Here is a 24571-nt window from a genome sequence, read left to right as displayed (position 1 = left end):
GCAGCCATCCGAGCGGGGTTGAGCTGCATGCGGAGAACAAGCCGTTCACGGACGTGGTGGCCGAGGCGCTGGGCCTGAAGAAGCTGCGGGTGGTGGAGGCGGGGGGCACGGATTACCAGCGTGAGCGCACGCAGTGGGATAGCGGCGCGAACCTGGTGTGTGCATCGCCGGGTGTGGTGTATGCCTACGACCGCAACACGTACACGAACACGCTGCTGCGTAAGGAGGGGATCGAGGTGATCACGATCGTGGGCGCGGAGCTGGGCCGTGGGCGTGGCGGCGGTCACTGCATGACCTGCCCGATCATCCGCGATCCGGTCGACTATTAAGCAGTCCGGCGAATCGATCCAGCTGATAGCTGGAAAGGCGTCGCCCGTTCGCTAAAATGAAAGGGCGGGCGACAGCAACCCGGCTGCCGTGCCCGCCGATACGGGGATCCGTTCAATGAAGAGGCCCGAGTCACCTCAACCGGTCACGATGACCGAAGCGATCATTCCGATCGCCAGCCTGGTTGTACTGGTCGGGCTGTCCTACTACCTGTTTGGTGACGCGGGTGCGGGCGGCCCAAACCAGGTGGGCCTCGTCATCGCGACGATGATCGCGGTGTTCATCGGCTGGCGGCGAGGGCACACGCTGGCCTCGCTCGGCGAGGCGGCGGTCGCGAGCGTCAGCACCGGCATTGGCGCGATCTTCATTCTGTTCGCAGTCGGCGCGCTGATCGGCACGTGGGCGTTGAGCGGCACGCTCGTCGGCATGGTGTATTACGGCCTGAAACTTCTGAGTCCAAATTATTTCTACGTGACCGCGGCCGCGATCTGCGGTTTCGTGTCGATGAGCATCGGCAGTTCATGGACCGTCGCCGGCACGATCGGCATCGGCCTGATGGGCATCGCGCACGGCATGGGACTGAACCCCGCCATTACGGCCGGCGCGATCATCTCCGGGGCGTATCTCGGCGACAAATCCTCGCCGCTGTCCGATTCGGCCAATCTCGCCGCGGCGGCGGCTGGTGTCGACCTGTATCGGCATCTGCGTGAAGTTTTTTTGACATCGACGATCTCGATGATCGTCGCGCTGGGGCTGTTCTATATGGTCGGCCGGCCCGGCGACTTCGACGCGAGCGCCGAGATCTATGCGATGCAGGGTGCGTTCCATATCTCGTTGTGGCTGTTCGTGCCGCTGATTCTCGTCATCGTACTCGCGGTGTTCAAGGTCCCGCCGTTCACCGCGATCTTTCTCGGCGCACTCGCTGGTGGCGTGCTTGCCGTGTGCGTCGCGCCCGAGCGGGTGATCGCGTTTGCCGCCGCGAAACCGGGCGTGCCCGAGTGGCTGGCGATTGTCAAAGGCGTGTGGCTTGCGCTCGCGAGCGGCTACAAGGCGTCGACGGGTAATGCCCAGCTCGACATACTGGTGACGCGCGGCGGCATGGAAAGCATGCTCAGCACGATCTGGCTGATCATTACCGCGCTGGCGTTCGGTGGTGTGGTCGAGAAGTGCGGGGTGCTCGAGCGGGTGATTACGCCGGTCATCGAAAAGGCGAAGAGCGCCGGTGCGCTGGTGGCTTCGCTGGTGGCCTCGATCGTTGCCACCAATATCGTGACCGCCGATCAGTACATCGCGGTCGTGCTGCCGGCGCGCATGTTCAAGACCGCCTTCGCGCGGCGCGGATTCGATCCGGTGGTGCTGTCTCGCGCGGTCGGCGATTCGGCCACGCCGACCGGCGCGCTGATTCCGTGGAATAGTTGCGGTGCCTACATGGCGGCGACGCTCGGTGTGTCGACGCTCAGTTACGCGCCGTACGCGGTGTTCTGCTTCGTGAGTCCGCTATTGACTATCGCGATTGCGTACGCCGGTTTGCGCATGCCGCGCGTCGCGCCAGGAGCCGCGCCTGCCGGCAATGCTTCGGCATCTGCCGTGAGCGCAGCGGATGCCGGGCCGTCCGATCCGGACAAATGAAATCGGGTGGTGCGATAGCGTTGATTGGCGGCTGGTGTTTCAGGCGCTATCGCGAACGTTTTGAATCGCAACCCAGAACAATCCTGGCGGTGAAATTCGTACGGCCAGTCGGCCTGGCGGCTTGAAGTCGAAAATCCTTTTACTATACTTTTAACGACTTCGAGTAATACCTGAATTTTCTGGATTTAATTTAACCTGATTTAGGTAAATTGCATTCGATATATTAGCTATCGGCTGCAAAATGCTTTGAGTCATCGATCTGGATTGCGAGTAGTTGAACGATCACGTCACGTGAAGACCCTGACTTTTCTTTCACCGCAGGGAGGTTCGATCCATGAACAAACGCATCATTGCGCAGCTCATCGCTTTTTCCATTTCCGGCGCATCCGTGATCGCGCTCGCGGCGGGTCCGCCGCCTCCGCCACCGGGCGCGGAAGGCGGCCCGGGTCGTCAGCAGGTCATGCCGTCGATTCCGCATCGCGACTGGCATAAAGGCCAGCGTGTTCCCGCCGAATACCGTCATTACAATTTCGTCATGGACGACTGGCGCGGTCATGGCCTCAATGCGCCGCCACGCGGACATAAATGGCTCGGCGTCAATGGCGATTACGTACTCGTGTCGACCAGCAACTGGACGATTTCGAACATCGTCGCTGGAACGCAGTGAGGTCGAACGAATAGTGCGTGGATCGACGTTTTTATTCCGATGCCCAGGTTTTCCGGCGAAGCATGTGTGAGCGCCGGAGCCTGGGCAAATTTATTGCCGCGATCGGATTCGCAAAGCGCGCACCCGTATTCGAGTGTCGCACGGGACCGTGATTCGCCAAGGTGGCATCGGCTAAATGGCGATGCAGTTCTACCGCGCGAGCTTCCCATTCAGGCGACGCATGCCGTCGAACACCGCGTCGGCCACGTCCATCGGAAAGCCGTCGGGCAATTGCGACGACACCTGATCGATCACCGTTTCCGTGCGTGCGCTCAACTCGTCGATCAGCACGTCGACAGCCGCGGCGGAAAAGCCGACCCGTTGTCCTTCGGCGACCCAATGCCGGCGCTGGATCTGCTGGAGCAGGTAGTGCACGTTCTTGCCGCGCACCGCCATCGCCAGCTTCACCTTTTGCGCCGCCAACCGTCCCGCGCCGCTGCCGATGATCGGATGCGCGGATAGCACGTCGTAAAGCGGCGTGGATTCGTAGCGATTGCCCGGCAGGTGGGCGATGCTGAAATTTTTCGCGTGACCGTCGGTTGCAGCGAGCAGCCAGAACACGAGCTGCGTCGCGAAGAAGTTGCGCCGGTCCGTCGCCGCGCGCGCGGACCCCGCGAGTATCTCCATGATCGCCTCGATGCCGGGGCCGCCGTCCGACTCGTATTTGCGCAGCGCCGACGTGCCGGTTGCCTGGCACATGTCCTCCTGCGGCAGCCGCACGATCCACGTTGCATCGGCCGACGGACGACGATCGAAACGCTCGACGATCAATACTTTCTGCTCGTCGAACTGCGCGATTTCGCAGCGCGCGACCGGCAGTCCATACGCGGCGACGATTTGCGAGCAAAGCCATTCGTTTTCCACCGACGTGCGCATGTCGGCACGCATATTGCCGACAAGCCCGAGCGGCAGCTTGAAAATGTGCGTGGTCGGCGTGCTGCCTTCGGGCAGCAGCCAGCGATTGCGATGCCGCAGCAACGCGGTCTTTTCCTGCGCGCCGGCGATCGACAGACGCAGGTCTTCCAGCGGATCATGCTGTCCGAGCGGCGCCGCGGATGTCGTACCGCGCAGCAGGGTGGCGATGTCGTCGTCGCTGAGTTCGCGGCCGTGGATGCGGGTGAGATCGGTCGGCGTTTCGTCCGGCGGTAGCATCTGCAAGGCGCCGACGCAGTCGCGTCCGAGCGCGGCCAGCAGCGCAAACGGCGCGGTGCCGCCGGTTCGGTAGCGGGTGGCGATGCGGCGCCGGATCGGTTCGCTGTCGGGCAACAGGTTGTCGAAATAGTCGGCGACGATCTGGCCACGATACGGCTGATTACCCGGCGTAAACGGCAGCGACAACGACAACGGGCGCCCTTGCGGATCGTCGATCCATTCGTCGAGATAAGTCAGACGCTCGCCGCTGCGCGTCGTTTCCCAGTAGCCGACCGGCAGGCCGTTCATCCACAGATTCAGACGGGTGAGGGTGCCGCGCGCCATGCTTACCACTCCTCCCGTTTCTTGCCGCCGGCCGCCTGGGGCGCTTTGGTTGGTTTGGTCGGCCTGGTTTTATTCGCGGTGGCCGCGAGCTTGCCGCCGGTTTTGCGCGGGGCCGGTTTCGCGGCGCGCTTCGCCGGGGCCGACGCGCGTGTCGGCTTTGACGCCGAGGTTGGCGATTTGCGCGGCGTACGGGCGACACGCTCCGTGCCCACGGTGGCCCACGCCTCCGACACGGCACGATCGGCAGTCGCGCTAACCGCCGCGTAGTCTGCCGCGGTGGTGTCGACATTCGCCGCACTGTCCTGCGTGAGCTTCAGATCGACCTGCAGGATCCGCAGAACCCTGAACAGCCGTTCGACACTGACGGCGGCCGGATTGGCCTCGAGTTGCGCGTAAGTCTGCTGCGTGACGCCCAGTTGCGAGGCCATCGCAGCCTGGGTGAGCGCGGCGGATTTCCTGAAGCCTTGCAGGATCGGCCGCAACTGGCTCAGTGTTTTGATGGCGTAGTCCACGGTCGGTCTCCGGTTCCGGGCAGCACGTGCTAACAGGTTAAAGCCTGTAAATGACCAATACAGTCTATACTCTGTATTTTGTGATTACAAGCCAAAACCTGTAAATAGCGAGACCCGAGGCACTCATCGCAGCAAAGGCTGCTGCGATCACTAACGCAACTAACGGTCAAGCGCGTCCAATCCCCCCCTTCGCTGCTACGCAGCCACCCCGCCGCGACCAGGCGGAGTCGGCCGAAGCCGGCTCATGAGTGACGCGGCGCATCGCCCGCGCCGGCTGTGCAACCTGCGAATGCCACTGTCGATATGCCGAACGAGCCGGTTCGCACTGATAACGCATGCAATCGGCGCAACGCCAGGTTTTCGTCGCCGCCGCTGCCAAAATCGATCGCGAAAAATCGCATTTATTTTCTCTATTGGTTTGCACTACTACCAGAAAAGGATTGATTGACGGCGAATAAATTAAATGCCAATCACTTCCAATCAGAGGCCGTGCATCGCATGGAAATAGACTTGGAAATTACCGAAAACGCTGTAGACTTCATAGCGTGTCAGGCGCGGCGAAATCGGCACGAATCCAATCGTTGAGCCTATATATCACGGGCTTGAGCCATGCCAATCCGTCATCAGACTTTCCGTCATCAAAGTATCTATTCGATTCACGGATAGAACCGAACCGGCGAAGCACGCCAATCGCTGAACCTGAAAGGAGACTTGACGAGACCCGCACCATTCTTCCAGATAACCCGATCGAGGCTGCCGGACGCGGTTGGCGGCAAGCCGCTGGAGAACATAACTTCCTTGGAGTCTGTGATGGTAATCAAACCACAATGGCGAACGCTGTTATCTCTGGGCATCCTGTCGCTCGCAATGACGGCTAACGTCGCGCGCGCGGAAAGCATTCCGATTGTCACGGGGCAGCAATGGATGTCGTCGTCCGACGAGGCGAAAAAGGCCTATCTCGTCGGTATCGCGAATGTGATCGACATCGAGCGCGCCTATGCCGGCAATGCGTCGAACACCAACGACATCGCGCAGCGCTTCGGCAAGGGCATGCAGGGCCAGACGCTCGACAGCGTGCGTCAAGGCCTCGACAGCTATTACGCGTCCAATCCCACGATGATCCAGCACCCGGTGATCGAGACCCTCTGGTTTCAGATGGTCGTGCCCGGCCTGAAGAAGAATCAATAAGGAGAGCGATCATGAAACGACTTGGGTGGATCGTCAGTATTGGCGCGCTGGCTGCGATGATCGGTTGCACGGACATGAGCCCGCAGGCGCAAGGAACGATGAGTGGCGCCGCGATCGGCGCGGGCGCCGGCGCGGGCATCGCGGCGATCTCGGGCGGCGATGCGTGGACCGGCGCGATTATCGGCGGTGCGGCGGGCGGTGTGGCCGGCAATATTCGCGGCCGTTAATGAGCGAGCGTGGTTCGTCGTGAAGCTGTCAGGCCGGGGCGGGATAGACATCGCGCTCCGGCCGTTTTGCCGCTGAAGCGGATGATGTGATCGCGCCTGAGCGCGCCCGGTCGTGCCTGATCGGACCCGGCGGCTCGTCCGGTCATTCGACCGATAACCGACCGATACCGCCGCGCCGAACATTCGGCATCGTTCCGGGCATGCCGTGAGGCCTTTCCCACCTGCAAAACTCCCCGCTGTATTCTGTTCATCGAACGCCGGATAGCGCGGTGCATCGACTCTGCCCGGTCGCACTCGCGACATCGCCCAGCGCCGGTTCGTCGTGCAAATCGTCCGTTCATGCGTCGTCCCGGCGACAGAGTTTGAACGGATGATTAAAAGCCCTTAGGATATCCAGACCGGAAGCCGTCGGACGACGGCATGAGCGCACCCCTGGCGAACAGCCTACGCGCGGTGCAACCCTCATCAAGAGAACACGAATGCTACGCACGTCACTGAAGGTAATAAAGATAAGTGCATGGGTTGTGGTGCTGCTGGCGGTGCTCGCATTCGCGCTGCGCGCCTGGTACTCGCAGCGCGGGCCGGAACTGTCGGTCTGGCACACCTATGTGCCGCACGAAATGACCGTCGACGAAATGAACGTCGCCGACTGGAATACGTACATCAAGGCGGAAAACCAGCTTTTCGAAGACGTGCGCGTCAATGTCACCGAAAAGATCCGTCCGTCCGAGCGCATTCCGGCGAACCGCTATTACGAAGGCTCGCCGATCTATCCCGGACATTTCTCCGCGAACTGGAATCATTCGTACATTCTCGAACCGTCGGGGCCGCCCGTCGGCGCGGTCGTGCTGCTGCACGGGATGACCGACTCGCCGTACAGCTTGCGACATATCGCGCGCCGTTATCGCGATCGTGGCTTCGTCGCGATCGGCATCCGCCTGCCGGGGCACGGCACGGTGCCGGGCGGCCTGGCCGACGTCCACTGGCAGGAGTGGACCGCGGCCACGCGGCTGGCGGTGCGCGAAGCGCGTCGACGTATCGGTCCGGACAAGCCGCTCGAACTGGTCGGCTTTTCGAATGGCGGCGCACTGGCCCTGCAGTACGCGCTGGACGCCGTCGAGAATCCCGCGCTCTCCGCGCCCACGCGCGTCGTGCTGATTTCGCCGATGATCGGTGTCACGCGTTATGCGCGCTTTGCCGGCCTTGCCGGCTTGCCCGCGATCTTGCCGAGATTCGCGCGCGCAGCATGGCTCGGCATCGTGCCCGAGTTCAATCCGTTCAAGTACAACTCGTTCCCGGTGAATGGCGCGCGGCAATCGTATCTGCTCACGAGTGTGGTTCAGGATCAGATTGCGAGGCTCGAGCGCGAGAACCGGCTCGCTACGTTGCCGCCGATTCTGACGTTCCAGTCGGTGACGGATTTTACAGTCAGCACGCCGGCGGTGATGTCGTTGCTCTACGACAAGCTGCCTGAGAACGGCAGTGAAGTTGTGCTGTTCGATGTGAACCGCAGCGTGCGTTTCCGGACCTTCCTGCGCGTGACGTCATATACCGCACTCTCGCGGCTGCTGCGTATCGGTCCGCAGAACTATCGGACGACGGTGATCGCGAACGTGTCGCCGGACTCGGGTCATATGGTCGAGCGCAGTGTATATGCGGGCGAGGTACTCACGCGCGTCAAGCCGTTGGATATCGACTATCCGCAGGATATTTTCTCGTTGTCGCACATCGCGATTCCGTTCCCGATCACCGACGCGTTGTACGGCATCGCGCCGGACGACTCGGAAAATTTCAACGAGAACCTCGGCACGCTCGCGCCGCGTGGCGAACGCGGCACGCTGATACTGACGCTCGATTCGATGTTCCGTATCGCGTCGAATCCGTTCTTCCCGTATCTGCTGCAACGTGTCGACGAAGGCATCGGCAAGATGCCGCCGCCGGTCGTGAAGTCACCACCGCGCACGCATGAAACCGCCGCGGGCCAGCCTGACGATTTCGCCACGAATCTGAATGCGCTCGAAGAGGCCGGCTCGGACGAGCCTTGAGACGGCGGCGATGAGCTGAAGCGGCCGGCGGCATGTGCATACATGTCGTCGGCGAGCGCAAGACGACGAAATGGCCCGCACACCGCTGCGGGCCATTCTGTTTGCGGCGTCAGCGGATTCCCCGCAAATTCACGGCCGATAAGACGCGTCGACGATCGTCCACAGCGCCGCTTTCGGCTGCAGGTTCGCATCGAACGGCAGCGGCAGATTGGTGCGCGGCACCGGCGTCGACGTCAGCCATGTGTGCTTGTCCGAATAGCCCCAGAACGTGACCGCCTTGATGCTCGGCTCCTGCTCGAACAGCGCGAACACCGCGCGATAACGCTCGGCCTGCGCGCGCAGCAGATCGTTCGGCACCGGACGACCGAGATCCGGCAGACACGCATGCGGATTGCTCCAGCATTCGCCCGGATCGGTATAGAGGCTCACGTCGAGTTCGGTCACCTGATTGTCGAGACCGAGCGCGGCGACGTCGTCGAAGGCTTGCTTGAGGTTTGGCAGCGGCGGCCAGTTCACGCTGATATGCATCTGATGACCGACGCCGTCGATCGGCACACCCTGGGCGCGCAGATCGCGGATCACTGTGAGCAGCTTCGCGCGCTTGGCCGGATCGTCGGTGTTGTACTCGTTGATATAGAGCTTGACGTGTGGGTCCGCCGCGCGCGCGGCGCGGAACGCTATCGCGAGGTAGTCCTTGCCGAGCGCGCGATACCACGGGCTGTCTTCGCGATAGAGCTGGTGCGGGTCGTCGCTGATCACTTCGTTGACCACATCCCACGCATAGATCTTGCCGCGAAAGTGTGTAACGACGTCAGTGACATATCGAGTGAGCCGCCTCGCGACGATGTCGTGATAGCGCGGGTCGTGCGGATCGCCGGCGAAGAACCAGTCCGGCGCTTCGGTCCAGGCGCCGGCCTTGAAGTGCCACACGAGCGTGTGGCCGCGCACCGCGATGCCGTGCGCCTGCGCGAACGCGACGATCCTGTCGGCCGGCTCGAAGTTGTATTGGCCTTCCGCGACGCCGATCGTGCCGGGCTTCATCTTGTTCTCGGCGGTGAGGCTCGAAAACTGTGCGGCGATGAGCGCGGCGTCGGCGGGACTGTCGAGTGAATCCGGCTCGATCGCCGCGCCGACCTTGAAGTGCGCGGCCATCACGCTGCGCAGTGGTGGTGGCGTTTCGGCGGGCGCGGCGGCGAGCGGCGGCCCGTCATGAGCGGCGGCTGCCTCGCGGTGCGCGCAGCCTGCGCTCCCTGTCAGCGCGCAAACGGCAACGGCTGCGCCGAGCCGGCGCATCGAAGTCCTCAAAGGACGCATTCTCAAGTCTCCTTGCGACGTAATCTCGGTTCGAGTATTTTTCTAACGGCTTTTATAGTTACCGGTAACAACGCGATGTTAGGCAGTGCCCGTTGAACCCACCATGAGGGATTCACCCGACGCATCGACGAGACGAGGAAGACGAGGGGAGACGAATGAGCGGAATGAGCGGAATGAGCGGAATGAGCGTCGAGTTGCCCGCTGCGACCCGGCACGAAATGAAAGCGCTTTCAAAGAAGGCCGCGCCGAACGTGCGCGCCACGCACTGCGCGAAACGCAGCGCCAGTCATTTGATCCCGACTGGCGAGACAAGAGAGACAACCGAACCGAAGCCCTGCCACGCGCGGTTTGCTTCAAGCGTCGCCCGCGCGGCGCTTCAGTCCGATTTCAATGTGAGCCCAACGAGCCGCCGTCGGGGGTGAGCCGGTTGTCAACCGAAGTGACGCCGGGCACCGACATCGCGCTCTGTTCGGCCAGCGCGACATGTTCCCGCTGCTGCACCCAGCCGACCAGCGTGACCTGTCCCGAGTGGGCCAACACGAACACATGCGACATGCCGACGCCGCTGCGCGCTTCCGCGACGCGCACGCTATGCGCGAGTTGCTGGTCGGTGGTCGACGAATCGCTCTGCGCATAAGCCGCCGGCGCGATTGCGCCTGACATTAGCAACGCGAGCGTAGAAACGAGGGCTGTTTTCACGATACCTCCTTACAGGTGCCAGGGTGTGCCGGCGAACGCCGTCGGCAAATCCTCCGGTTCGACTCGACTCGAGGCGCCGGAAGTGCGTCGGACAAAATCCTCTTGCGATGGTCCGCGTGGTGGTTCTCGCGGTTGCGCGTCGAGGTTTTGTCGATCGGGGCGAGGCGCGGGGGCACCGTCGCCCGGAAACAAGCTTGCTGGTGCGGTGTGTTCGAGCGGGACGTCGCGCGCGCGACGTGGCGGGGGAACAGCGGGAGCCGGCGGGGCGGGCTTCACGTAGCGCGATGGCGCGAGGGGAATCGAGCGTGAGAACTCGCAAGATGCATCGACAGGCCCGTACTCAGCATGGTTTGTGGCTGAGCCCGGCTCGTTGCCCGGCATCGTATGCATTGATCATAGACGCTAATTTTTGCGCCTGCTGACAGCGCTAACGCCTGCCGTCAAGCCCCGTCCACCAATGCAGGCGACGCGAGCCGTTGCATCTTCACAACATCGATCGCTCTCAGCGCTTGCTTTTCAACGCGTTTTCGCAGCAACGGAAACGTTGCAATGCGCATCCTGCGATGCGCGTGCGCTTTTCCAGTGCATGGATTCAAACGGACTTGCGACGCTTATGGCCATCACGGAATGGTCACGAAGCAGGGTGCTACTTCGGCTTCGAGCGTCGTGCAACTGTTATCGATAACATCGTTTTCCCTGAGCGGGAAGTTCGATGCGCGGCGCAAGCTCGTCCCTATAATCGCCTCGAAATGTGAAACGGACATTTCGACAAGCGGGGAACGTATCGCGAGCGTATGCGTCCTGAGCGGCTTGGAGACGCCCAAATATATATAGGATAGCTAATGAAGAAGAAGCTTATTGCGTTGTCAGTGATGGCGGCTGCCACAACGGTGGCCCACGCACAGAGCACCGTCACACTGTACGGTCGTATCGACAACGGCATCCAGTTCGAAACCGGCATTCCGGGTGGCCACGCGTGGGCCGCCCAGAGCGGTAACTGGGGTTGTTCGTGGTTCGGCTTGCAGGGTGCCGAAGATCTCGGCGGCGGCACGAAGGCGATCTTCCAGCTGGAAGGTCAGCTCAACACGATGACCGGCGCATCGGCGGGCAATCTGTTCGGCCGTCACGCAACGGTTGGCTTCACCAACGACCACTACGGTCTGTTCAAGATGGGTAACCTCGGCGCCGGCGAACTGTCGCAGGACAGCTGGGGCACGGACCCGCAGCTGATGCAGCGTTACGCAATCTCGACGCTGGTGCGCGGCCGTAACTGGGCGAGCGCCAGCAACGGCGCGGAGTACAACTCGCCGGTGCTGTTCGGCGGCCTCGTGCTGAAGGGCCAGTATTCGCTGACCAACAACACGAGCTGGAACTCGGCGCCGGTCAACTCGGCAGGCGTGCCGACGGGCCAGGGCCGTACCAATGCGGTCGAAGGTGTGTACACGTGGGGCGGCGGCGACTTCCGCGTGATCTACGACGAAGTGCGCGGCGCCAACGGCTCGTTCAACAACGTCTACACGGCTTCGCGCTCGATTCTCGCGGGCGGTACCTACGTGATCGGCCCGGTGAAATTCTACGCAGGCTATCAGCACCTGAGCGCGCCCGATGCGACCAACGCGAGCATGAACGTGAGCGACGCATCGCAGCCGCTCGGCGTCAGCGCACCGACTGGCGTGAACCACGAATGGTTCGGCGTGGCGTGGCAGGCGACCGCCGCGACGGCACTGACGGGCGCGGTCTATCACGCGAACGCGAACAATGGCAACGGCAACGCGACGCTGTTCACGCTCGCCGCGACCTACGCGCTGTCGAAGCGCACGTTCCTGTACACGGAAGCCGGCTACGTGCGTAACAGCTCGACGTCGAACCTGAACCTCGGCAACGGTCCGTACGGCAACAACAACTTCGATCCGACGACGGGCACGTCGTCGAACGGCAACCCGGATTACGGCCACAGCCAGACGGGTGTGTTCGCCGGGATCATGACCACGTTCTGAGTTGTACCTGCCTGACCGGCAATCGTAGTGATCTCTTTGCATCAAGTACTGCTTCTATCTCTTTCATAGAGAGGCCGGTGCGACGCCTCCTCCACCCTCGTCGCATCGGCTGCCTTTTCTCTTTTTCGAATTCATCACTGGACGTACCTCGCTTTTTCGCATTTGAAAGCGCTTTCAGGACAGCTTGCAGGCAGAACTCATGACCGACGACGGCTCCAACGACAAACCCGGCGCGCCCAAGGTACCGAACGTACCCGCGGCGCCCACCGTGACGCTCGAGGAAATCGCGCGCGCGGCCGGCGTTTCGCCGAGCACGGTCTCGCGCATCCTGAACGGTTCGGCGCGCGTCGTGCCCGCCAAGCAGCAGGCGGTGGCGGAAGCGATCGCGCGTTTCAACTACCGGCCGAACGTGCTGGCGCGCGGCCTCGCGAGCGGCCGCACCGAAACGATCGGCGTGCTGACGCAGGCCGTGTCGAGCCCGTTCTACGCCGAGTGGCTGCGCGGTATCGAGGAAGCGCTGTACGAGCCGGGCTTCACACCGATCTTCGTGAGCAGCCGCTGGAACCGCGACGACGAACGCGCGCGCCTCGAGCAGTTCATCGCGCGTCGCGTCGACGGCATCATCCTGCTGCACGCGCAGCTCGACGAACCCACGCTGATCGACTACTCGCGCTGTGCGCCGATGCTGGTGCTGGGGCGCTCGGTACAAAACAGCGCGACGCTCGCGGGTTTGCCGATCGACAACCTGCAGGGCGCGCGCGATGCGACCCGTCATTTGATCGAGCACGGTCATCGCGAGATTGCTTTTATCGCCGGGCCGCCGACTCACGACGATGCGATCGAACGCCTCGACGGCTATCGCAGCGCGCTCGAAGAGGCGGGCATCGGTTTTAACGCCGAGCTCGTCGAGCAGGGCGACTACCTCGAAACCGGCGGCGTCGCCGCGATGGAGCGCTTGATGGCGCGACATCCGTCGTTCAGCGCGGTGTTCTGCGCGAACGATCAGACCGCGTACGGCGCGCGGCTCGCGATGTTCCGCCGCGGCGTGCGGGTGCCCGAGGACGTGTCGCTGATCGGCTTCGACGATCTGCCGACCTCGTCGTATATGACGCCGCCGTTGACGACGGTGCGTCAGCCGACCTACGAAATCGGCCGCCTCGCCGCGCAGGGCATCGTGCGGATGATTCGCAAGCAGTCGATCTCGCTCAGTCCGATTCCGCTCACGCTGATCACGCGCGAAACCACGCGACGCATCGTATCGCCGGTGGAGCGGGGAGATGGGCGTGCTTAGTGAGTGTGCTTAACGAGTGTGCGTGATGTGTGCGCAGAGGAAACGCTTAACCAGCGCTTTTTTTACGCCTCATCTGAAAGCGCTTTCAAAGATTCGCAGGCAGTAGGGAAGTCATCGACAGGAAGCAACAAGGACAACAGGGGAAGTACGTCAGCGGCAATCGGGTAGTCGTCGAATGCCATTCATACACGGTTCTAGAGGAGACGAGTCATGCAATTCCGCTTTTCGGGCGCAGCCGCCGCAGTGCTGCTCAGCTTTGCCGCAGTCGGCGCGCAGGCCAACACGACGTTGACGGTCGCGGTTTTCCCGAAGCTGGATCAGGAAATCAAGGATGCGCTTCCGGCATGGAAGAAGCTGCATCCGGACGTCGATATCAAGGTGTCGTCGCTGGCGATCGCCGATCATCACAACGCGATGACCACCGCGCTCGCGACCGGCTCGAACCTGCCCGACGTGATGGCGGTCGAGGTCGGCTTCATCGGCCGTTTCGCGGCGGGCGGCGGTCTGCAGGATCTGTCGAAGGCGCCGTACAGCGCGGGCCAGTACAAGAGCCAGTTCATCAACTACACGTTCGCGCAGGCCACCACGCAGGACGGCGCGATCGTCGGCATGCCGGCCGACATCGGTCCGGGCACGCTGTTCTACCGCAAGGACATTCTCGACAAGGCCGGTGTGACCGAAGCCGATCTGACGAAGTCGTGGGACTCGTATCTGGTGGCCGGGCAGAAGATCAAGAAGGCGACCGGTGCGTACCTGATGGCATCGTCGCGCGATATCGAGGACATCTACATTCGCGCGGACCTGAAGGAAGGCGACGGCGTCTACTTCGACAAGGCCGGCAATCCGGTCGTCACATCGCCGCGCTTCGTGAAGGCGTTCGAACTCGCGAAGAAAGCGCGCGACCTCGGTCTCGACGCGAAGATCACGCCGTGGTCGAACGAGTGGGCCGAGAGCTTCAAGCGCGGCACGGTCGCGACGCAGATGATGGGCGCGTGGCTCGGCGGGCATCTGTCGTCGTGGATCGCACCGGACACGAAGGGCCTGTGGCGCGCGACGAATCTGCCGAACAACGCGTACGCATCGTTCGGCGGCACCTTCTACGCGATTCCGGCGAAGGCGACGCAAAAGCCGATGTCGTGGGAATTCATCAAGTTCCTGACCACGCACCAGGACACGCAGCTCGCGTCGTTCCGTTCGATCGACGCGTTCCCGGCGCTGCTTGCCGCGCAGAACGACACGTTCTTCGCGGAGCCGGTCGCGTTCCTCGGCAACGAAAAGGCGCGTCTGATCTGGCGTGATGCGGCCTCGCACATCCCGGCGATCCAGCGCAGCAAGTACGACCAGGTCGCCGAAGAAGCGGTGCACTCGGCGCTCGACAAGGTGGTCGACGACGGCGAAGACGTGCATACCGCGTTGCAGGAAGCGCAGGATCAGATCGCGCATCGGGTTCGCCGCTAAGCGGTTGGGTTGCAAACAGCGTGGCCGGGTCTCGGCCCGGCCACGCCCGACTGGACGGAACTACTGATGAACACTCCGCTGCCCACGACCGAACAGGTCGTCCGCGATGCGCAGGCAAGCGCCGTGCCGAGCGCGCATGCGCCGCTCGCCGCGCCGCGCCGCAAATCGCGGCTCGATCCGGTGAAGGTCGCGCCGTACCTGTTTCTTACGCCGTTTTTTGCGCTGTTCGCGCTGTTCATTGCCTTTCCGCTGCTGTTCTCGTTGTACCTGTCGTTCCAGAGCTGGGACGCGACGGCGGGACTCGCGAGCATGAAGTGGGTGGGTCTGTCGAACTTCTGGTTCACGCTGACCGATCCGTGGTACTGGAAGTCGCTGTACAACACCGCGTCGATGGCGATCATGTCCGGCGTGCCGCAACATCTGGTGGCGTTGCCGCTCGCGTTCTTTCTGCAGACCGCGTTTCGCCGCTGGCGCAACTTCGTGGTGGGGCTTTACTTCCTGCCGTTCATCACGTCGAGCGTGGCAATTGCGCTGATCTTCTCGTCGCTGTATTCGACCGACTTCGGCATGATCAACCTCGCGATCGCCGAGATCGGCAAGCTGCCCGGCTTGCACTGGATCGTGCCCGCGCATCCGATCGAGTGGCTGTACAACCCGAAGAACGTTAAGCCGGCGGTGTCCGTCGTGATCTTCTGGCGTTATGTCGGCTGGAATACGGTGCTGTATCTGTCGGCGCTGCAAACCATTCCGAAGGACCTGTACGAGGCCGCGCGCATCGACGGCGCGAACGGCTGGCAACAGTTCACGCGCATCACGATTCCGCTGATCAAGCCGATGATTTTCTTCGCGGTCACGCTGTCGATCATCGGCGGGCTGCAACTGTTCGAAGAGCCGTTCATCCTGCTGCCGAACGAAGGCATGGGCACGAGCCAGTCCGGTCTGACGACGGCCGTCTACATGTATCGCACCGCGTTCCACGACGGCGACTTCGGCACCGCGAGTTCGATCGCCTGGCTGCTGTTCATTTCGATTGCCGCGCTGATGTGGCTGAACACGCGTCTTTTCCACCGCAGCGGCATGAACGAGGAGACACATCGATGAGATCGCCCAACAACAAGGCCCGCTATATCGGCTACGCGATCGTGCTGGCCGGCGCGCTGCTGATGTTCTCGCCGTTCTACTTCATGTTCGTGTTCGCCACGCACACGAGTTCCGAGATCTTCTCGATGCCGCCGCCGCTGTGGTTCGGCAGCGCGTTTCTCGACAACATGGCCTCGCTGATGCGGCATATCCCGTTCTGGCGCAACCTCGGCTGGAGCTTCTATACCGCCGCGATCCAGACCGTGCTGACGCTGCTCGTCACGTCGATGGCCGGTTACGCGTTCGCGATGTACGAGTTCCGCTTCAAGAAGACGCTGTTCGCGATCGCGTTGACCGCGATGCTGGTGCCGCCGTTCCTCAGCATGATTCCGACCTTCATGACGATGAACCTGCTCGGCTGGATCGATCAGCCGCGCGCGCTGTACGTGCCGGGCGCGGCCGCCGCGCTCGGGGTGTTTCTGATGCGCCAGTACGTGGCGGCGGCGATTCCGGCCGATCTGATCGAGGCGGCGCGGATCGATGGCTGCGGCGAATTCCGCATCTACTGGAGCATCGTGATGCCGCTGCTCGGACCGGCGCTCGGCACGCTCGGGCTGATCAGCTTCATTCAGGCATGGAACAACTTTCTGTCGGCGCTCGTCGTGCTGCGTTCGCCGTCGATGTACACGCTGCCGCTCGCGCTGCGCATTCTGCAAAGCCCGACCAATTCCGATTGGGGTGCGGTGATGGCGGGGTCGGCGGTCGCGGTGCTGCCGCTCCTGGTGCTGTTCGCGTTCACTTCGCGGCGTTTGATCGACGGTCTGACGACCGGCGCGGTCAAGGCCTGAGTTTCCTTCATTCATTTCCACGCCCTTGCGGGCGTGCTCATTCGGGACAACTTCATCTATGTCGACGTATCGATTCAACGAAGACTTCGTCTGGGGCGTGGCCACCAGTTCCTACCAGATCGAAGGCGCAGCGCATGAGGACGGCCGTGGCCCGTCGATCTGGGACGCGTTCTGCAAGGTGCCAGGCAAGGTCGTGAACGGCGAGAACGGCGACGTCGCCTGCAATCACTATCACCTCCTTGAGGAAGATCTCGATCTGATGGCCGAACTCGGCGTGAAGGCCTACCGCTTTTCGATCGCGTGGCCGCGCGTGCAGCCGACGGGCCGCGGCGCATTCAACGACAAGGGGCTCGCGTTTTACGAGCGCCTCGTCGACGGCTTGCTCGCGCGCGACATCCAGCCGTTCGCGACGCTGTATCACTGGGATCTGCCGCTGTCGCTGCAGGATACGCAAAGCGGCTGGGAAAGCCGCGACACCGCGTATCGCTTCGCGGACTACGCGCGCAAGATCGGCAGCGTGCTGGGCGACCGGGTCGCATCGATCGCGACGCATAACGAGCCGTGGTGCACCGCGTGGCTCGGCAATGCGACCGGCTATTTCGCGCCTGGCAACGCCGATCTGAAGAAGGCCGCGCACGTCGCGCACCATCTGCTGCTGTCGCACGGTCTCGCGTTGCAGGCGTTGCGCGCCGATGGCGTGAAGGCGCCGCTCGGCATCGTGCTGAACCAGTCGCCCGCGCATGGCGCGACGGATTCGGCCGAGGACCTCGCCGCCGCGTCGCTCGAATACGCGAAGTTCGTGCGCTGGTACATGGACCCGCTGTTCAAGGGCGAATACCCGGCCGAAGCGCTGGAGTGGTATGGCGCGAACGGTCCGCAAGAGGTGATTCTGAGCGGCGACTTCGATGTGATCAAAACGCCGATGGACTTTCTCGGCATCAACTACTACACGCGCATCTTCGCGAGCGCGTCGGGCGACAAGCGTCCGCCGGGCGTGCTCGGCTTCACGGACATGGACTGGGAAGTCTATCCGCAGGGCCTTACCGAATTGCTGACCAAACTGAACGCCGACTACAAGCTGCCGCCGATCTACATCACCGAGAACGGCTGCGCGGCTAAAGACGTGCTCGACAACGGCCGCGTGCACGACGCCGACCGTGTGCGCTTCTACGACCTGCATCTGGCCGCATTGTCGGACGCGGCGCAGCAGGGCGTCGACGTGGCCGGCTATTTCGCGTGGAGCCTGATGGACAACTTCGAATGGGCGTCGGGTTACGACAAGCGCTTCGGCATGGTCTACGTCGACTACGCGAGCCAGGAGCGCACGCTGAAGGACAGCGCGCTGTGGTATCGCGACGTGATCGCGCAACACGCCGGCGTCGCTGCCGCGCGCTGACGCAGCGTTCGCACCGTACCTCGCGTGGCGCGCAAAAGTAGTGGGGCAGTGGGATAGCGTCACGCGGGGACTGTCAGGACAAGGATTCAGGAGGACGTATCAATGGGCGAGCTCGTATTGCGCAACGTCACGAAGACGTATGGCGAAGGACCGCAGGTCATTCAGGGCATCGATCTGCACATTCCGGACGGTCAGTTCACGGTGTTCGTCGGCCCGTCCGGTTGCGGCAAGTCGACGATGCTGCGGATGATCGCCGGACTCGAGTCGGTGACGGGCGGCGACATTCTGATCGACGGCGTACGGGTCAACGATCTGCAGCCCGTCGATCGCGGTATTTCGATGGTGTTCCAGAGCTATGCGCTCTATCCGCACATGACAGTCGCGGAAAACATGGGTTTTTCGCTGAAGCTCTCCGGCAAGTCGAAGCGTGAGGTGCGCGAGGCGGTCGGCCGCGCAGCCGAGATTCTGCAGATCACGCATCTGCTGGAGCGCAAGCCGAAGGCGTTGTCGGGCGGTCAGCGGCAGCGCGTCGCAATCGGCCGAGCGATCGTGCGCAAGCCGCGGGTGTTTCTGTTCGACGAACCGCTGTCGAATCTCGACGCCGCGCTGCGTGTGCAGATGCGCATCGAACTCGCGAAGCTGCATCGCGAACTGGGCACGACGATGATCTACGTGACGCACGACCAGGTCGAGGCGATGACGCTCGGCGAACAGATCGTCGTGTTCAACAAAGGCCGCATCGAGCAGAGCGGCGCGCCGCTCGATCTGTATGAGCGGCCGGCTAATCGCTTCGTCGGCGGCTTTATCGGTTCGCCGCAGATGAACATGCTGGGCGCGTCGCTGGTGTCGCAAAGCGGGATGCAGACGGTCGTGATGCTCGCCGGCACGAACCAGCGCATCGCGCTGCCCGGTCGTCCGACGCAGCCGCTGGGCGGCGAGATGACGCTCGGGGTGCGCGCCGAGCATCTGGGCATCGGCTCGCCCGACGAAGGGCTCGCGGCGCGCGTCGAACTGGTCGAGCATCTCGGCGACGTGTCGATCCTGCATGCGCGCATCGACGGAATGGCGCAGGCGATCGCGCTGAAGCTCGACAGGAAGGACGCGCAGCACGCGGTGGGCACGCAGGTCGGCGTCAAGGTGGCGTCGGCGGCGGCTACGCTGTTCGATGCGAATGGCGCGACGGTGGCGTTCGAGTGTCCGGAAGTCGGCGAGGATCTTCAGGCGCTCGCCTGACGAGCCGACACCAGCACCGAGGCCAGATCCATGGCGAGCAAACAATCCGGCGAATCGGCTCAAGGGCGGGCCGAGTGGTCGCCGAAGCATAAGCAGAAGGACGCGCGCGCCCGTGAGCGCGGCGCGATGTCGAGCGAGCCATCAAGGCACGCGGGCGAGCAAGCCGACGCGGCTGTCCTGGCGGAGCATCGGCCGTCCGCCGACGAGCGCGAGCCGGTACCGCGCGGCTGGCTGGAGAAGCCGCGCGGGCCGCTGTACACGTGGATCGTGCATTTCGACGCCGAGCGCTCGACAGGGCCGTCCGAGGCGGCCGACGGCGCGTGAAAAGGAGTGTCGAAGCTTAGGTAAACCCCGCATGGCGGCGGCGAATATGCGCCATTAACATCGCCTAACGTTAAGGGTAACGTTCCATGTGTTTGTTCTTATTATTCGAAGAGCGACAGCAAGAGCAAAACCGGAACTCCTACGACGTGCCGCCGCGCTCGCGACCGTGGGGGCGATCCGCTTCAGGGGTCGCCGCGCGCACGCGGCGCCGACACGCTCCGCATCGTCCGACGAGACGCACAGCGCCATCGCATGTATCCGGAGGCAACCCGCGGCGCGCGTTGCCAGGCCATCCGGACCGCCCGATCGGGGACTCGGGCAGCAGATGGGCCCAGGCGGGAGACGGCCAGGGTATGGCCAGGACGCGGCCAGGAGACGGGCGGAACATCCGCGACACGACACGATTACATGACCGCGCAAGCGTCGCGAGCGAAGCTTCGCGGCGTCGGCGCGGGTGTTGCGCAAGGGTAGGACTGAAGCGGGAGGAAGCTTCAGGCAGGAACTCGGGCAGTCACGAGTGAGGCAAGGTTGATAACGAACGTCGGGCCGTCAGGCGCAAGCGTTGAACGTCCACGCGCCGGCCCGATATAAAAAAGAACCGTTTGAATTCTGATGGGTGGAGAGCGTCATGGAAAAGCGAGTATCTAAAGCCATTTTCAAGTCCCGCGCCTGCGAGCTGTTTCGCCAGGTCGAAACATTGGGCGAGACCGTCGTCGTGACGGACCGAGGGCATCCCACCATCGAAATCCGGCCGTATCGCAGCCGGGAGGAGAATCCGCTCGAACTGCTGCGCGCGTCGATCACGCATTTCAACCTGAAGCACGCGCAGCAGCCGGTTGCAGTGGAGCAGGACGAGCGATGATCACCCTCGATACGCTCGCGCTCGTCTGCTGGTTCGGCAAGCAGAAGGCGCTGAGCCGGACCGCGCTCGATGCGATCGAGCGCGAACTCGACGGTGGCGAGATCCTGATCTCGGCGATCAGCGCGCTCGAAATCGCGGAGTTCGTGAAGGACGGCAGCCTGGGGTTGTCGATGGATGCGCGCAGTTGGCTCTCGACGTTTCTGTCGCTCGACGGCGTGCGAATGATTCCGGTCGACACCGAGATCGCGTTTCGCGCGGCGACGTTGCCGCCCGTGCTCAGTTCGCACCAACGGCTGATCGTCGCGACCGCGCGCACCTATGGCGGCGCGCTCGTGACCTCGGATGCGAAGGTGCGCGCGTCGACTTACGTCGAAACGATCTGGTGACGGCCGCGGCGCTGCTTCGTGCGCACGGGGCCGGTGGAGTCGCGCACCACCAGTTCCGCCGGTAGTGTGATGCGTTGCGAAGCGGCGTCGATGCCGGCGATCTGCGCGAGCAGCGTGTTGACCGCCGAGCGCGCCATCTGCTGGAACGGCTGACGGATCGTGGTGAGCGCCGGATGAAACTGTTCGGACATCGGAATATCGTCGAAGCCGATCACCGAGATGTCGTCCGGCACGCGCAGGCCGGCCTCGCGGATCGCGGCGATCACGCCGAATGCGCTCTGGTCGTTGGCGGTGAAGATCGCGGTGGGCGGTTCGGCGAGATTCAGCAGATCGAAGGTGACGTCGAACGCCATCATCTGCGACAGGTCGCCGGCCGCGACCAGCGCATCTTCGCGCGGCAGGCCGAGGCGGGCCAGCGTGTCGTGATAGCCGCGCTGCCGGTCGCGTACGCCTTCGATCGTTTCGTCGCCGGCGAGAAAGGCGATGCGCTTGTGGCCGAGTTCGGCCAGATGCTCGACCGCGAGACAGGCGCCGCCGTAGTTGTCGACCGAAACGGAAGGAAAGCCCGTTAGCGTGCCGCGCTGATCGACGACGACGACCGGCACCTTGGCGGTGGCGAGCGCTTCGAGGCACAGCGATTCGCGCGGAAGAATGGCGAGGATGCCGTCGGAAAACTGCTGGATCAGGCCGAGCAGATCGTGATGCGTATGACGGTCTTCGTCGAACACCGTGTAGACCAGCATCTCCATGCCCGCGCCGCGCGCCGCGCGACCCGCGCCGAGAATCAGCTCGCTCGAGAATTGCGTGTCGAGCGTCGGCGTGATGATGCCGATGATGCCGTTGCGGCCACCCGAGAGCTTTTGCGCGGTGCGATTGACGACATACCCGATGTCCGAGGCGATGCGCAGGACTTCGTCGCGGGTTTCTCGCGACACGCCGGGGCGGCCGTTGAGCGCGCGCGACGCGGTCATCTGGGATACCCCGGCGAGCTTGGCGACATGCTCGAGCGTGGGGGTCTGCCTTGCCATCCTGGTCGAAGGTGTGCGAGAGGTCATTATTGGGTCGACTCGCTAGTTACGTTAGCGATACCGTTTATGTGTCGGCCATTCTAGCAGAAGCCTCTATATTTAAGCCCGCGTCGATTGGGCTAATCTTATGCCCCATACAAGATTTAACGCTGTCAGACCAGGTAAAATCCCGCATAGCCGTAGTTCACGCAGCAGCCTAACATTCGCTAACGTTAAGGCTAACGTTAACGCTCCGGCGGTTTCTTATAAATCCAGAAGAGGGGACACACACATGGCGTACCCGGCTTTGTTTAAAGCGCGGTCCATTATCGGCGCTACAGCGCTGCTATTTTCGTTGTCTGCAGGCGTCACGGCCGGCGCGGCCGAATCCGGCAAGACGATCACGGTGTGGGACCAGCAGACCAATACGTCGTCCAGCAAGATCATTCGCGACGCGTCGGATCGCTTCGAAAAAGCGGACCCGGGCTACAAGGTCGAGAATTCGCACGTCCTTAACGAAGCCTACAAAACGAAGCTGAAGGTCGCTTTCGGCGCGAACCAGCCGCCGTGCGTGTTCGAGAACTGGGGCGGCGGCGGCCTGCACGAGTACGTGAAATCCGGCCAGATCGTCGACCTCACGCCGTACCTGAGCAAGGATCCGGCGTTCCGCAACCGCTTCATGCAATCGTCGTGGGACGTCACGACGTTCGACGGTAAGACCTACGGTGTCGCCGCCGAAAACGCAGCGGCCGCGGTGATCTTCTACAACAAGGAAACGTTCAGGAAGTACGGCATCGTGCCGCCGAAGACGTGGGACGAACTGATGCACGTCGTCGAGGTGCTGAAGTCGCACAACGTCGCGGCGTTCTCGCTCGCGAACAAGAACAAGTGGACCGGCTCGATGTACTACATGTACCTCGTCGACCGTATCGGCGGTCCGCAGGTCGTGAAGGACGCGCTCGCTGGCAAGGGCAAGGGCTTCGAAGATCCGGCGTTCGTCGAAGCCGGCAAGCGCATTCAGGAACTCGTGAAGGCGGGCGCGTTTGCGCCGGGCATCAACGGTCTCGATTACGACTCGGGCGCGTCGCGCCGTCTGCTGTATTCGGGCAAGGCTGCGATGGAGCTGATGGGCGCCTGGGAAGCATCGACGATCGCGAACGAAAATCCGAACTTCTCGAAAGATCTGGACTTCTTCGCGTTCCCGAGCGTGCCGGGCGGCAAGGGCGATCCGCGCGACCTGATCGGTACGGTCGGCGACGGCTTCCTGAGCATCTCGGCCGAGTGCAAGACGCCGGAAGCGGCGTTCAAGCTGATCCAGGCGCTGACCGACGACCAGGCAATGCAGGCTCGCGCGTCGGATGACCACAAGCTGCCGCCGGTCAACAACGTCAAGATCGACGATCCGTTCACGCAGCGTCTGCAGAAGCTGCTGGCCGCCGCGCCGAGCGTGCAGCTGTGGTACGACCAGGCACTGCCGCCGGCCCTCGGCGAAATGCACAAGGACACGACGCAGCAACTGTTCGGTCTGTCGCTGACGCCTGAGGCGGCCGCGCAGCAAATGGAAGCCGCTTCGAAGAAGGGCGGTTGATCTCCCGTTCCAAAGAAAAGTCCGGCCGGCGCCGCGCGGTGCCGGTCGGCATACAAGCCCGTGAATATCGCACTTTCCGCTACACCTGAACGCCGGCTGCGCTTCTCGTCGCAAACGCTCGTCACGGTGGTGTTTCTCGCGCCGTCGCTGCTGTTGCTGGCGGTCTTCCTGCTTTATCCGCTCGTCTCCAGTCTGCGGCTGTCGCTGCTCGACTGGAACGGCCTCGGTAACACGGCCCGCTATATCGGGCTCGCGAACTGGGGGCGACTCGTCCACGACACGGTGTTCTGGCAATCGCTGAAGAACAACGTGATTCTGGCTGTCGCATCGATCGTTATTCAACTGCCGATCGCGCTCGCGCTCGCGGTGCTGCTGGAAAAGGCCGGCCGTGGCTCGCGCCTGCTCAAGGTGCTCTATTTCCTGCCGCTGCTGATGTCGAGCGTGGCGATCGGCGTGCTGTTCAAGCAGATCTACGATCCGAATTTCGGCCCGCTCAACGTCGCGCTTCAGACGTTCGGGCTCGATGGTCTTGCCAAGGACTGGCTCGGCGACCCGCATTTTTCGTTGGCCGCGACCATCGCCGTGATCATCTGGCAGAACGCGCCGTTCTACATGATTCTGTTCCTCGCCGGTCTTTCTTCGATGCCGTCCGAGGTCAACGAAGCCGCGTTGCTCGACGGCGCGTCCGAATGGACCATCTTCTGGCGCATCAAGCTGCCGCATCTGCAAGGCACGGTGCGCACCGCGGTGCTGCTATCCGTGCTCGGCTCGCTGCGTTACTTCGATCTCGTCTTCGTGATGACGGGCGGCGGCCCGGAAGGCTCGTCCGAGGTGATGGCCACCTACATGTATCGCACGGTGTTCAGTTCGTTCCAGCTCGGCTACGGCAGCACCATCGGCTCGGCGATGTTCCTGATCGTCATCACGGTGGCGGCGGTGTCGATGTACTTCACCCGTCGTTATGCAACCGAGGTCTGA

Annotated in this window: 23 protein-coding genes; 18 read left to right on the top strand and 5 right to left on the bottom strand. The window is 62.9% G+C overall.

The genetic code is table 11. From position 1 onward, the window contains the following. The 3 genes from HHL14_RS31600 to HHL14_RS31590 all read left to right on the top strand — a co-directional run. Positions 1-329, top strand: a 329-nt coding sequence (locus HHL14_RS31600) for an arginine deiminase family protein (protein ID WP_230413295.1), incomplete at its 5' end; no start/stop codon positions are given. Positions 330-444: 115 nt separating this feature from the next. Then, a complete protein-coding gene (gene nhaC, locus HHL14_RS31595; protein WP_169501533.1) occupies positions 445-1956 on the top strand; it encodes a Na+/H+ antiporter NhaC in 1512 nt (503 codons plus the stop codon). A 334-nt stretch (positions 1957-2290) separates the two neighbouring features. Further along, positions 2291-2623 carry an RcnB family protein gene (locus HHL14_RS31590; protein ID WP_169501532.1) on the top strand — a complete coding sequence of 111 codons (333 nt, stop codon included), beginning with the start codon at positions 2291-2293 and terminating at the stop codon, positions 2621-2623. A gap of 189 nt (positions 2624-2812) precedes the next feature. On the opposite strand, the gene HHL14_RS31585 is transcribed toward HHL14_RS31590, so the two are convergent. Both HHL14_RS31585 and HHL14_RS31580 read right to left on the bottom strand, forming a co-directional pair. Then, complete coding sequence (locus HHL14_RS31585; protein WP_169501531.1) at positions 2813-4138, bottom strand: type II toxin-antitoxin system HipA family toxin; 1326 nt, start codon at positions 4136-4138, stop codon at positions 2813-2815. A gap of 2 nt (positions 4139-4140) precedes the next feature. After that, positions 4141-4650 carry a helix-turn-helix transcriptional regulator gene (locus HHL14_RS31580; protein WP_169501530.1) on the bottom strand — a complete coding sequence of 170 codons (510 nt, stop codon included), beginning with the start codon at positions 4648-4650 and terminating at the stop codon, positions 4141-4143. Positions 4651-5460: 810 nt separating this feature from the next. Here HHL14_RS31580 and HHL14_RS31575 point away from each other — a divergent pair. From HHL14_RS31575 to HHL14_RS31565, 3 genes are all read left to right on the top strand, one after another. After that, positions 5461-5838: a hypothetical protein gene (locus HHL14_RS31575; protein WP_169501529.1), complete on the top strand. Its 378-nt coding sequence runs from the start codon at positions 5461-5463 to the stop codon at positions 5836-5838. Positions 5839-5849: 11 nt separating this feature from the next. Further along, complete coding sequence (locus HHL14_RS31570) at positions 5850-6065, top strand: YMGG-like glycine zipper-containing protein (protein WP_169501528.1); 216 nt, start codon at positions 5850-5852, stop codon at positions 6063-6065. 479 nt (positions 6066-6544) lie between these two features. Beyond that, positions 6545-8110 carry an alpha/beta hydrolase gene (locus HHL14_RS31565; protein WP_169501527.1) on the top strand — a complete coding sequence of 522 codons (1566 nt, stop codon included), beginning with the start codon at positions 6545-6547 and terminating at the stop codon, positions 8108-8110. Positions 8111-8239: 129 nt separating this feature from the next. Here the strand turns inward: HHL14_RS31565 and HHL14_RS31560 are convergent, their stop codons facing one another. Together HHL14_RS31560 and HHL14_RS31555 are read right to left on the bottom strand one after the other, a co-directional pair. Beyond that, positions 8240-9424 carry an endo-1,4-beta-xylanase gene (locus HHL14_RS31560; RefSeq protein WP_230413294.1) on the bottom strand — a complete coding sequence of 395 codons (1185 nt, stop codon included), beginning with the start codon at positions 9422-9424 and terminating at the stop codon, positions 8240-8242. 387 nt (positions 9425-9811) lie between these two features. After that, positions 9812-10123, bottom strand: coding sequence for a BON domain-containing protein (locus tag HHL14_RS31555; RefSeq protein ID WP_169501526.1), 312 nt, complete (start codon positions 10121-10123; stop codon positions 9812-9814). An 842-nt stretch (positions 10124-10965) separates the two neighbouring features. On the opposite strand from HHL14_RS31555, the gene HHL14_RS31550 reads away from it, so the two are divergent. The 10 genes from HHL14_RS31550 (at position 10966) to HHL14_RS31505 (ending at position 20998) form a co-directional block, all read left to right on the top strand. Then, positions 10966-12120, top strand: a complete 1155-nt coding sequence (locus HHL14_RS31550; protein ID WP_169501525.1) for a porin — start codon at positions 10966-10968, stop codon at positions 12118-12120. A gap of 199 nt (positions 12121-12319) precedes the next feature. Then, positions 12320-13411, top strand: a complete 1092-nt coding sequence (locus tag HHL14_RS31545) for a LacI family DNA-binding transcriptional regulator (protein ID WP_169501524.1) — start codon at positions 12320-12322, stop codon at positions 13409-13411. Positions 13412-13621: 210 nt separating this feature from the next. Beyond that, positions 13622-14869 carry an ABC transporter substrate-binding protein gene (locus HHL14_RS31540; RefSeq protein WP_169501523.1) on the top strand — a complete coding sequence of 416 codons (1248 nt, stop codon included), beginning with the start codon at positions 13622-13624 and terminating at the stop codon, positions 14867-14869. A gap of 66 nt (positions 14870-14935) precedes the next feature. Beyond that, the gene (locus tag HHL14_RS31535; protein WP_169501522.1) at positions 14936-15970 is read left to right on the top strand and encodes a carbohydrate ABC transporter permease; all 1035 of its coding nucleotides are present in this window, start codon (positions 14936-14938) and stop codon (positions 15968-15970) included. Beyond that, on the top strand, positions 15967-16797 hold the full coding sequence (locus HHL14_RS31530) for a carbohydrate ABC transporter permease (protein ID WP_169501521.1): 831 nt from the start codon (positions 15967-15969) through the stop codon (positions 16795-16797). The genes HHL14_RS31535 and HHL14_RS31530 overlap by 4 nt, the downstream gene beginning before the upstream one ends. A gap of 58 nt (positions 16798-16855) precedes the next feature. Then, positions 16856-18193, top strand: a complete 1338-nt coding sequence (locus HHL14_RS31525; RefSeq protein ID WP_169501520.1) for a GH1 family beta-glucosidase — start codon at positions 16856-16858, stop codon at positions 18191-18193. Between the two features lie 102 nt (positions 18194-18295). Further along, positions 18296-19426, top strand: a complete 1131-nt coding sequence (locus HHL14_RS31520) for an ABC transporter ATP-binding protein (protein WP_169501519.1) — start codon at positions 18296-18298, stop codon at positions 19424-19426. A gap of 30 nt (positions 19427-19456) precedes the next feature. Beyond that, a complete protein-coding gene (locus tag HHL14_RS31515; RefSeq protein ID WP_169501518.1) occupies positions 19457-19750 on the top strand; it encodes a hypothetical protein in 294 nt (97 codons plus the stop codon). A gap of 628 nt (positions 19751-20378) precedes the next feature. Next, positions 20379-20612 carry a type II toxin-antitoxin system Phd/YefM family antitoxin gene (locus tag HHL14_RS31510; RefSeq protein WP_169501517.1) on the top strand — a complete coding sequence of 78 codons (234 nt, stop codon included), beginning with the start codon at positions 20379-20381 and terminating at the stop codon, positions 20610-20612. Continuing rightward, positions 20609-20998: a type II toxin-antitoxin system VapC family toxin gene (locus tag HHL14_RS31505; RefSeq protein ID WP_169501516.1), complete on the top strand. Its 390-nt coding sequence runs from the start codon at positions 20609-20611 to the stop codon at positions 20996-20998. The genes HHL14_RS31510 and HHL14_RS31505 overlap by 4 nt, the downstream gene beginning before the upstream one ends. On the opposite strand, the gene HHL14_RS31500 is transcribed toward HHL14_RS31505, so the two are convergent. Beyond that, positions 20977-22026 (bottom strand): LacI family DNA-binding transcriptional regulator, encoded by a 1050-nt coding sequence (locus HHL14_RS31500; protein WP_169501515.1) that lies wholly within the window; start codon positions 22024-22026, stop codon positions 20977-20979. The genes HHL14_RS31505 and HHL14_RS31500 overlap by 22 nt on opposite strands. Positions 22027-22360: 334 nt before the next feature. Between HHL14_RS31500 and HHL14_RS31495 the strand changes: the two genes are divergently transcribed. After that, entirely contained in the window at positions 22361-23593 is a 1233-nt protein-coding gene (locus HHL14_RS31495) for an extracellular solute-binding protein (RefSeq protein ID WP_230413293.1), read from the top strand. A gap of 60 nt (positions 23594-23653) precedes the next feature. After that, the gene (locus tag HHL14_RS31490; RefSeq protein WP_329601767.1) at positions 23654-24571 is read left to right on the top strand and encodes a carbohydrate ABC transporter permease; all 918 of its coding nucleotides are present in this window, start codon (positions 23654-23656) and stop codon (positions 24569-24571) included.

This window comes from Paraburkholderia antibiotica (assembly GCF_012927125.1).
In the GTDB taxonomy this organism is placed as follows: Bacteria; Pseudomonadota; Gammaproteobacteria; order Burkholderiales; family Burkholderiaceae; genus Paraburkholderia; species Paraburkholderia antibiotica.
The sequence above is the reverse complement of the archived record's forward strand: the minus strand, read 5'-3'. Positions and strand labels throughout refer to the sequence as shown.

What these genes read in the sequence shown, in the direction of transcription:
- HHL14_RS31560 (WP_230413294.1), bottom strand. Translation starts at nt 9,424, where the DNA reads ATGCGTCCTTTGAGGACTTCGATGCGCCGGCTCGGCGCAGCCGTTGCC.
- HHL14_RS31540 (WP_169501523.1), top strand. Translation starts at nt 13,622, where the DNA reads ATGCAATTCCGCTTTTCGGGCGCAGCCGCCGCAGTGCTGCTCAGCTTT.
- HHL14_RS31585 (WP_169501531.1), bottom strand. Translation starts at nt 4,138, where the DNA reads ATGGCGCGCGGCACCCTCACCCGTCTGAATCTGTGGATGAACGGCCTG.
- HHL14_RS31510 (WP_169501517.1), top strand. Translation starts at nt 20,379, where the DNA reads ATGGAAAAGCGAGTATCTAAAGCCATTTTCAAGTCCCGCGCCTGCGAG.
- HHL14_RS31530 (WP_169501521.1), top strand. Translation starts at nt 15,967, where the DNA reads ATGAGATCGCCCAACAACAAGGCCCGCTATATCGGCTACGCGATCGTG.
- HHL14_RS31500 (WP_169501515.1), bottom strand. Translation starts at nt 22,026, where the DNA reads ATGGCAAGGCAGACCCCCACGCTCGAGCATGTCGCCAAGCTCGCCGGG.
- HHL14_RS31505 (WP_169501516.1), top strand. Translation starts at nt 20,609, where the DNA reads ATGATCACCCTCGATACGCTCGCGCTCGTCTGCTGGTTCGGCAAGCAG.
- HHL14_RS31535 (WP_169501522.1), top strand. Translation starts at nt 14,936, where the DNA reads ATGAACACTCCGCTGCCCACGACCGAACAGGTCGTCCGCGATGCGCAG.
- HHL14_RS31520 (WP_169501519.1), top strand. Translation starts at nt 18,296, where the DNA reads ATGGGCGAGCTCGTATTGCGCAACGTCACGAAGACGTATGGCGAAGGA.
- HHL14_RS31545 (WP_169501524.1), top strand. Translation starts at nt 12,320, where the DNA reads ATGACCGACGACGGCTCCAACGACAAACCCGGCGCGCCCAAGGTACCG.
- HHL14_RS31590 (WP_169501532.1), top strand. Translation starts at nt 2,291, where the DNA reads ATGAACAAACGCATCATTGCGCAGCTCATCGCTTTTTCCATTTCCGGC.
- HHL14_RS31575 (WP_169501529.1), top strand. Translation starts at nt 5,461, where the DNA reads ATGGTAATCAAACCACAATGGCGAACGCTGTTATCTCTGGGCATCCTG.
- HHL14_RS31550 (WP_169501525.1), top strand. Translation starts at nt 10,966, where the DNA reads ATGAAGAAGAAGCTTATTGCGTTGTCAGTGATGGCGGCTGCCACAACG.
- HHL14_RS31525 (WP_169501520.1), top strand. Translation starts at nt 16,856, where the DNA reads ATGTCGACGTATCGATTCAACGAAGACTTCGTCTGGGGCGTGGCCACC.
- HHL14_RS31565 (WP_169501527.1), top strand. Translation starts at nt 6,545, where the DNA reads ATGCTACGCACGTCACTGAAGGTAATAAAGATAAGTGCATGGGTTGTG.
- nhaC (WP_169501533.1), top strand. Translation starts at nt 445, where the DNA reads ATGAAGAGGCCCGAGTCACCTCAACCGGTCACGATGACCGAAGCGATC.
- HHL14_RS31570 (WP_169501528.1), top strand. Translation starts at nt 5,850, where the DNA reads ATGAAACGACTTGGGTGGATCGTCAGTATTGGCGCGCTGGCTGCGATG.
- HHL14_RS31515 (WP_169501518.1), top strand. Translation starts at nt 19,457, where the DNA reads ATGGCGAGCAAACAATCCGGCGAATCGGCTCAAGGGCGGGCCGAGTGG.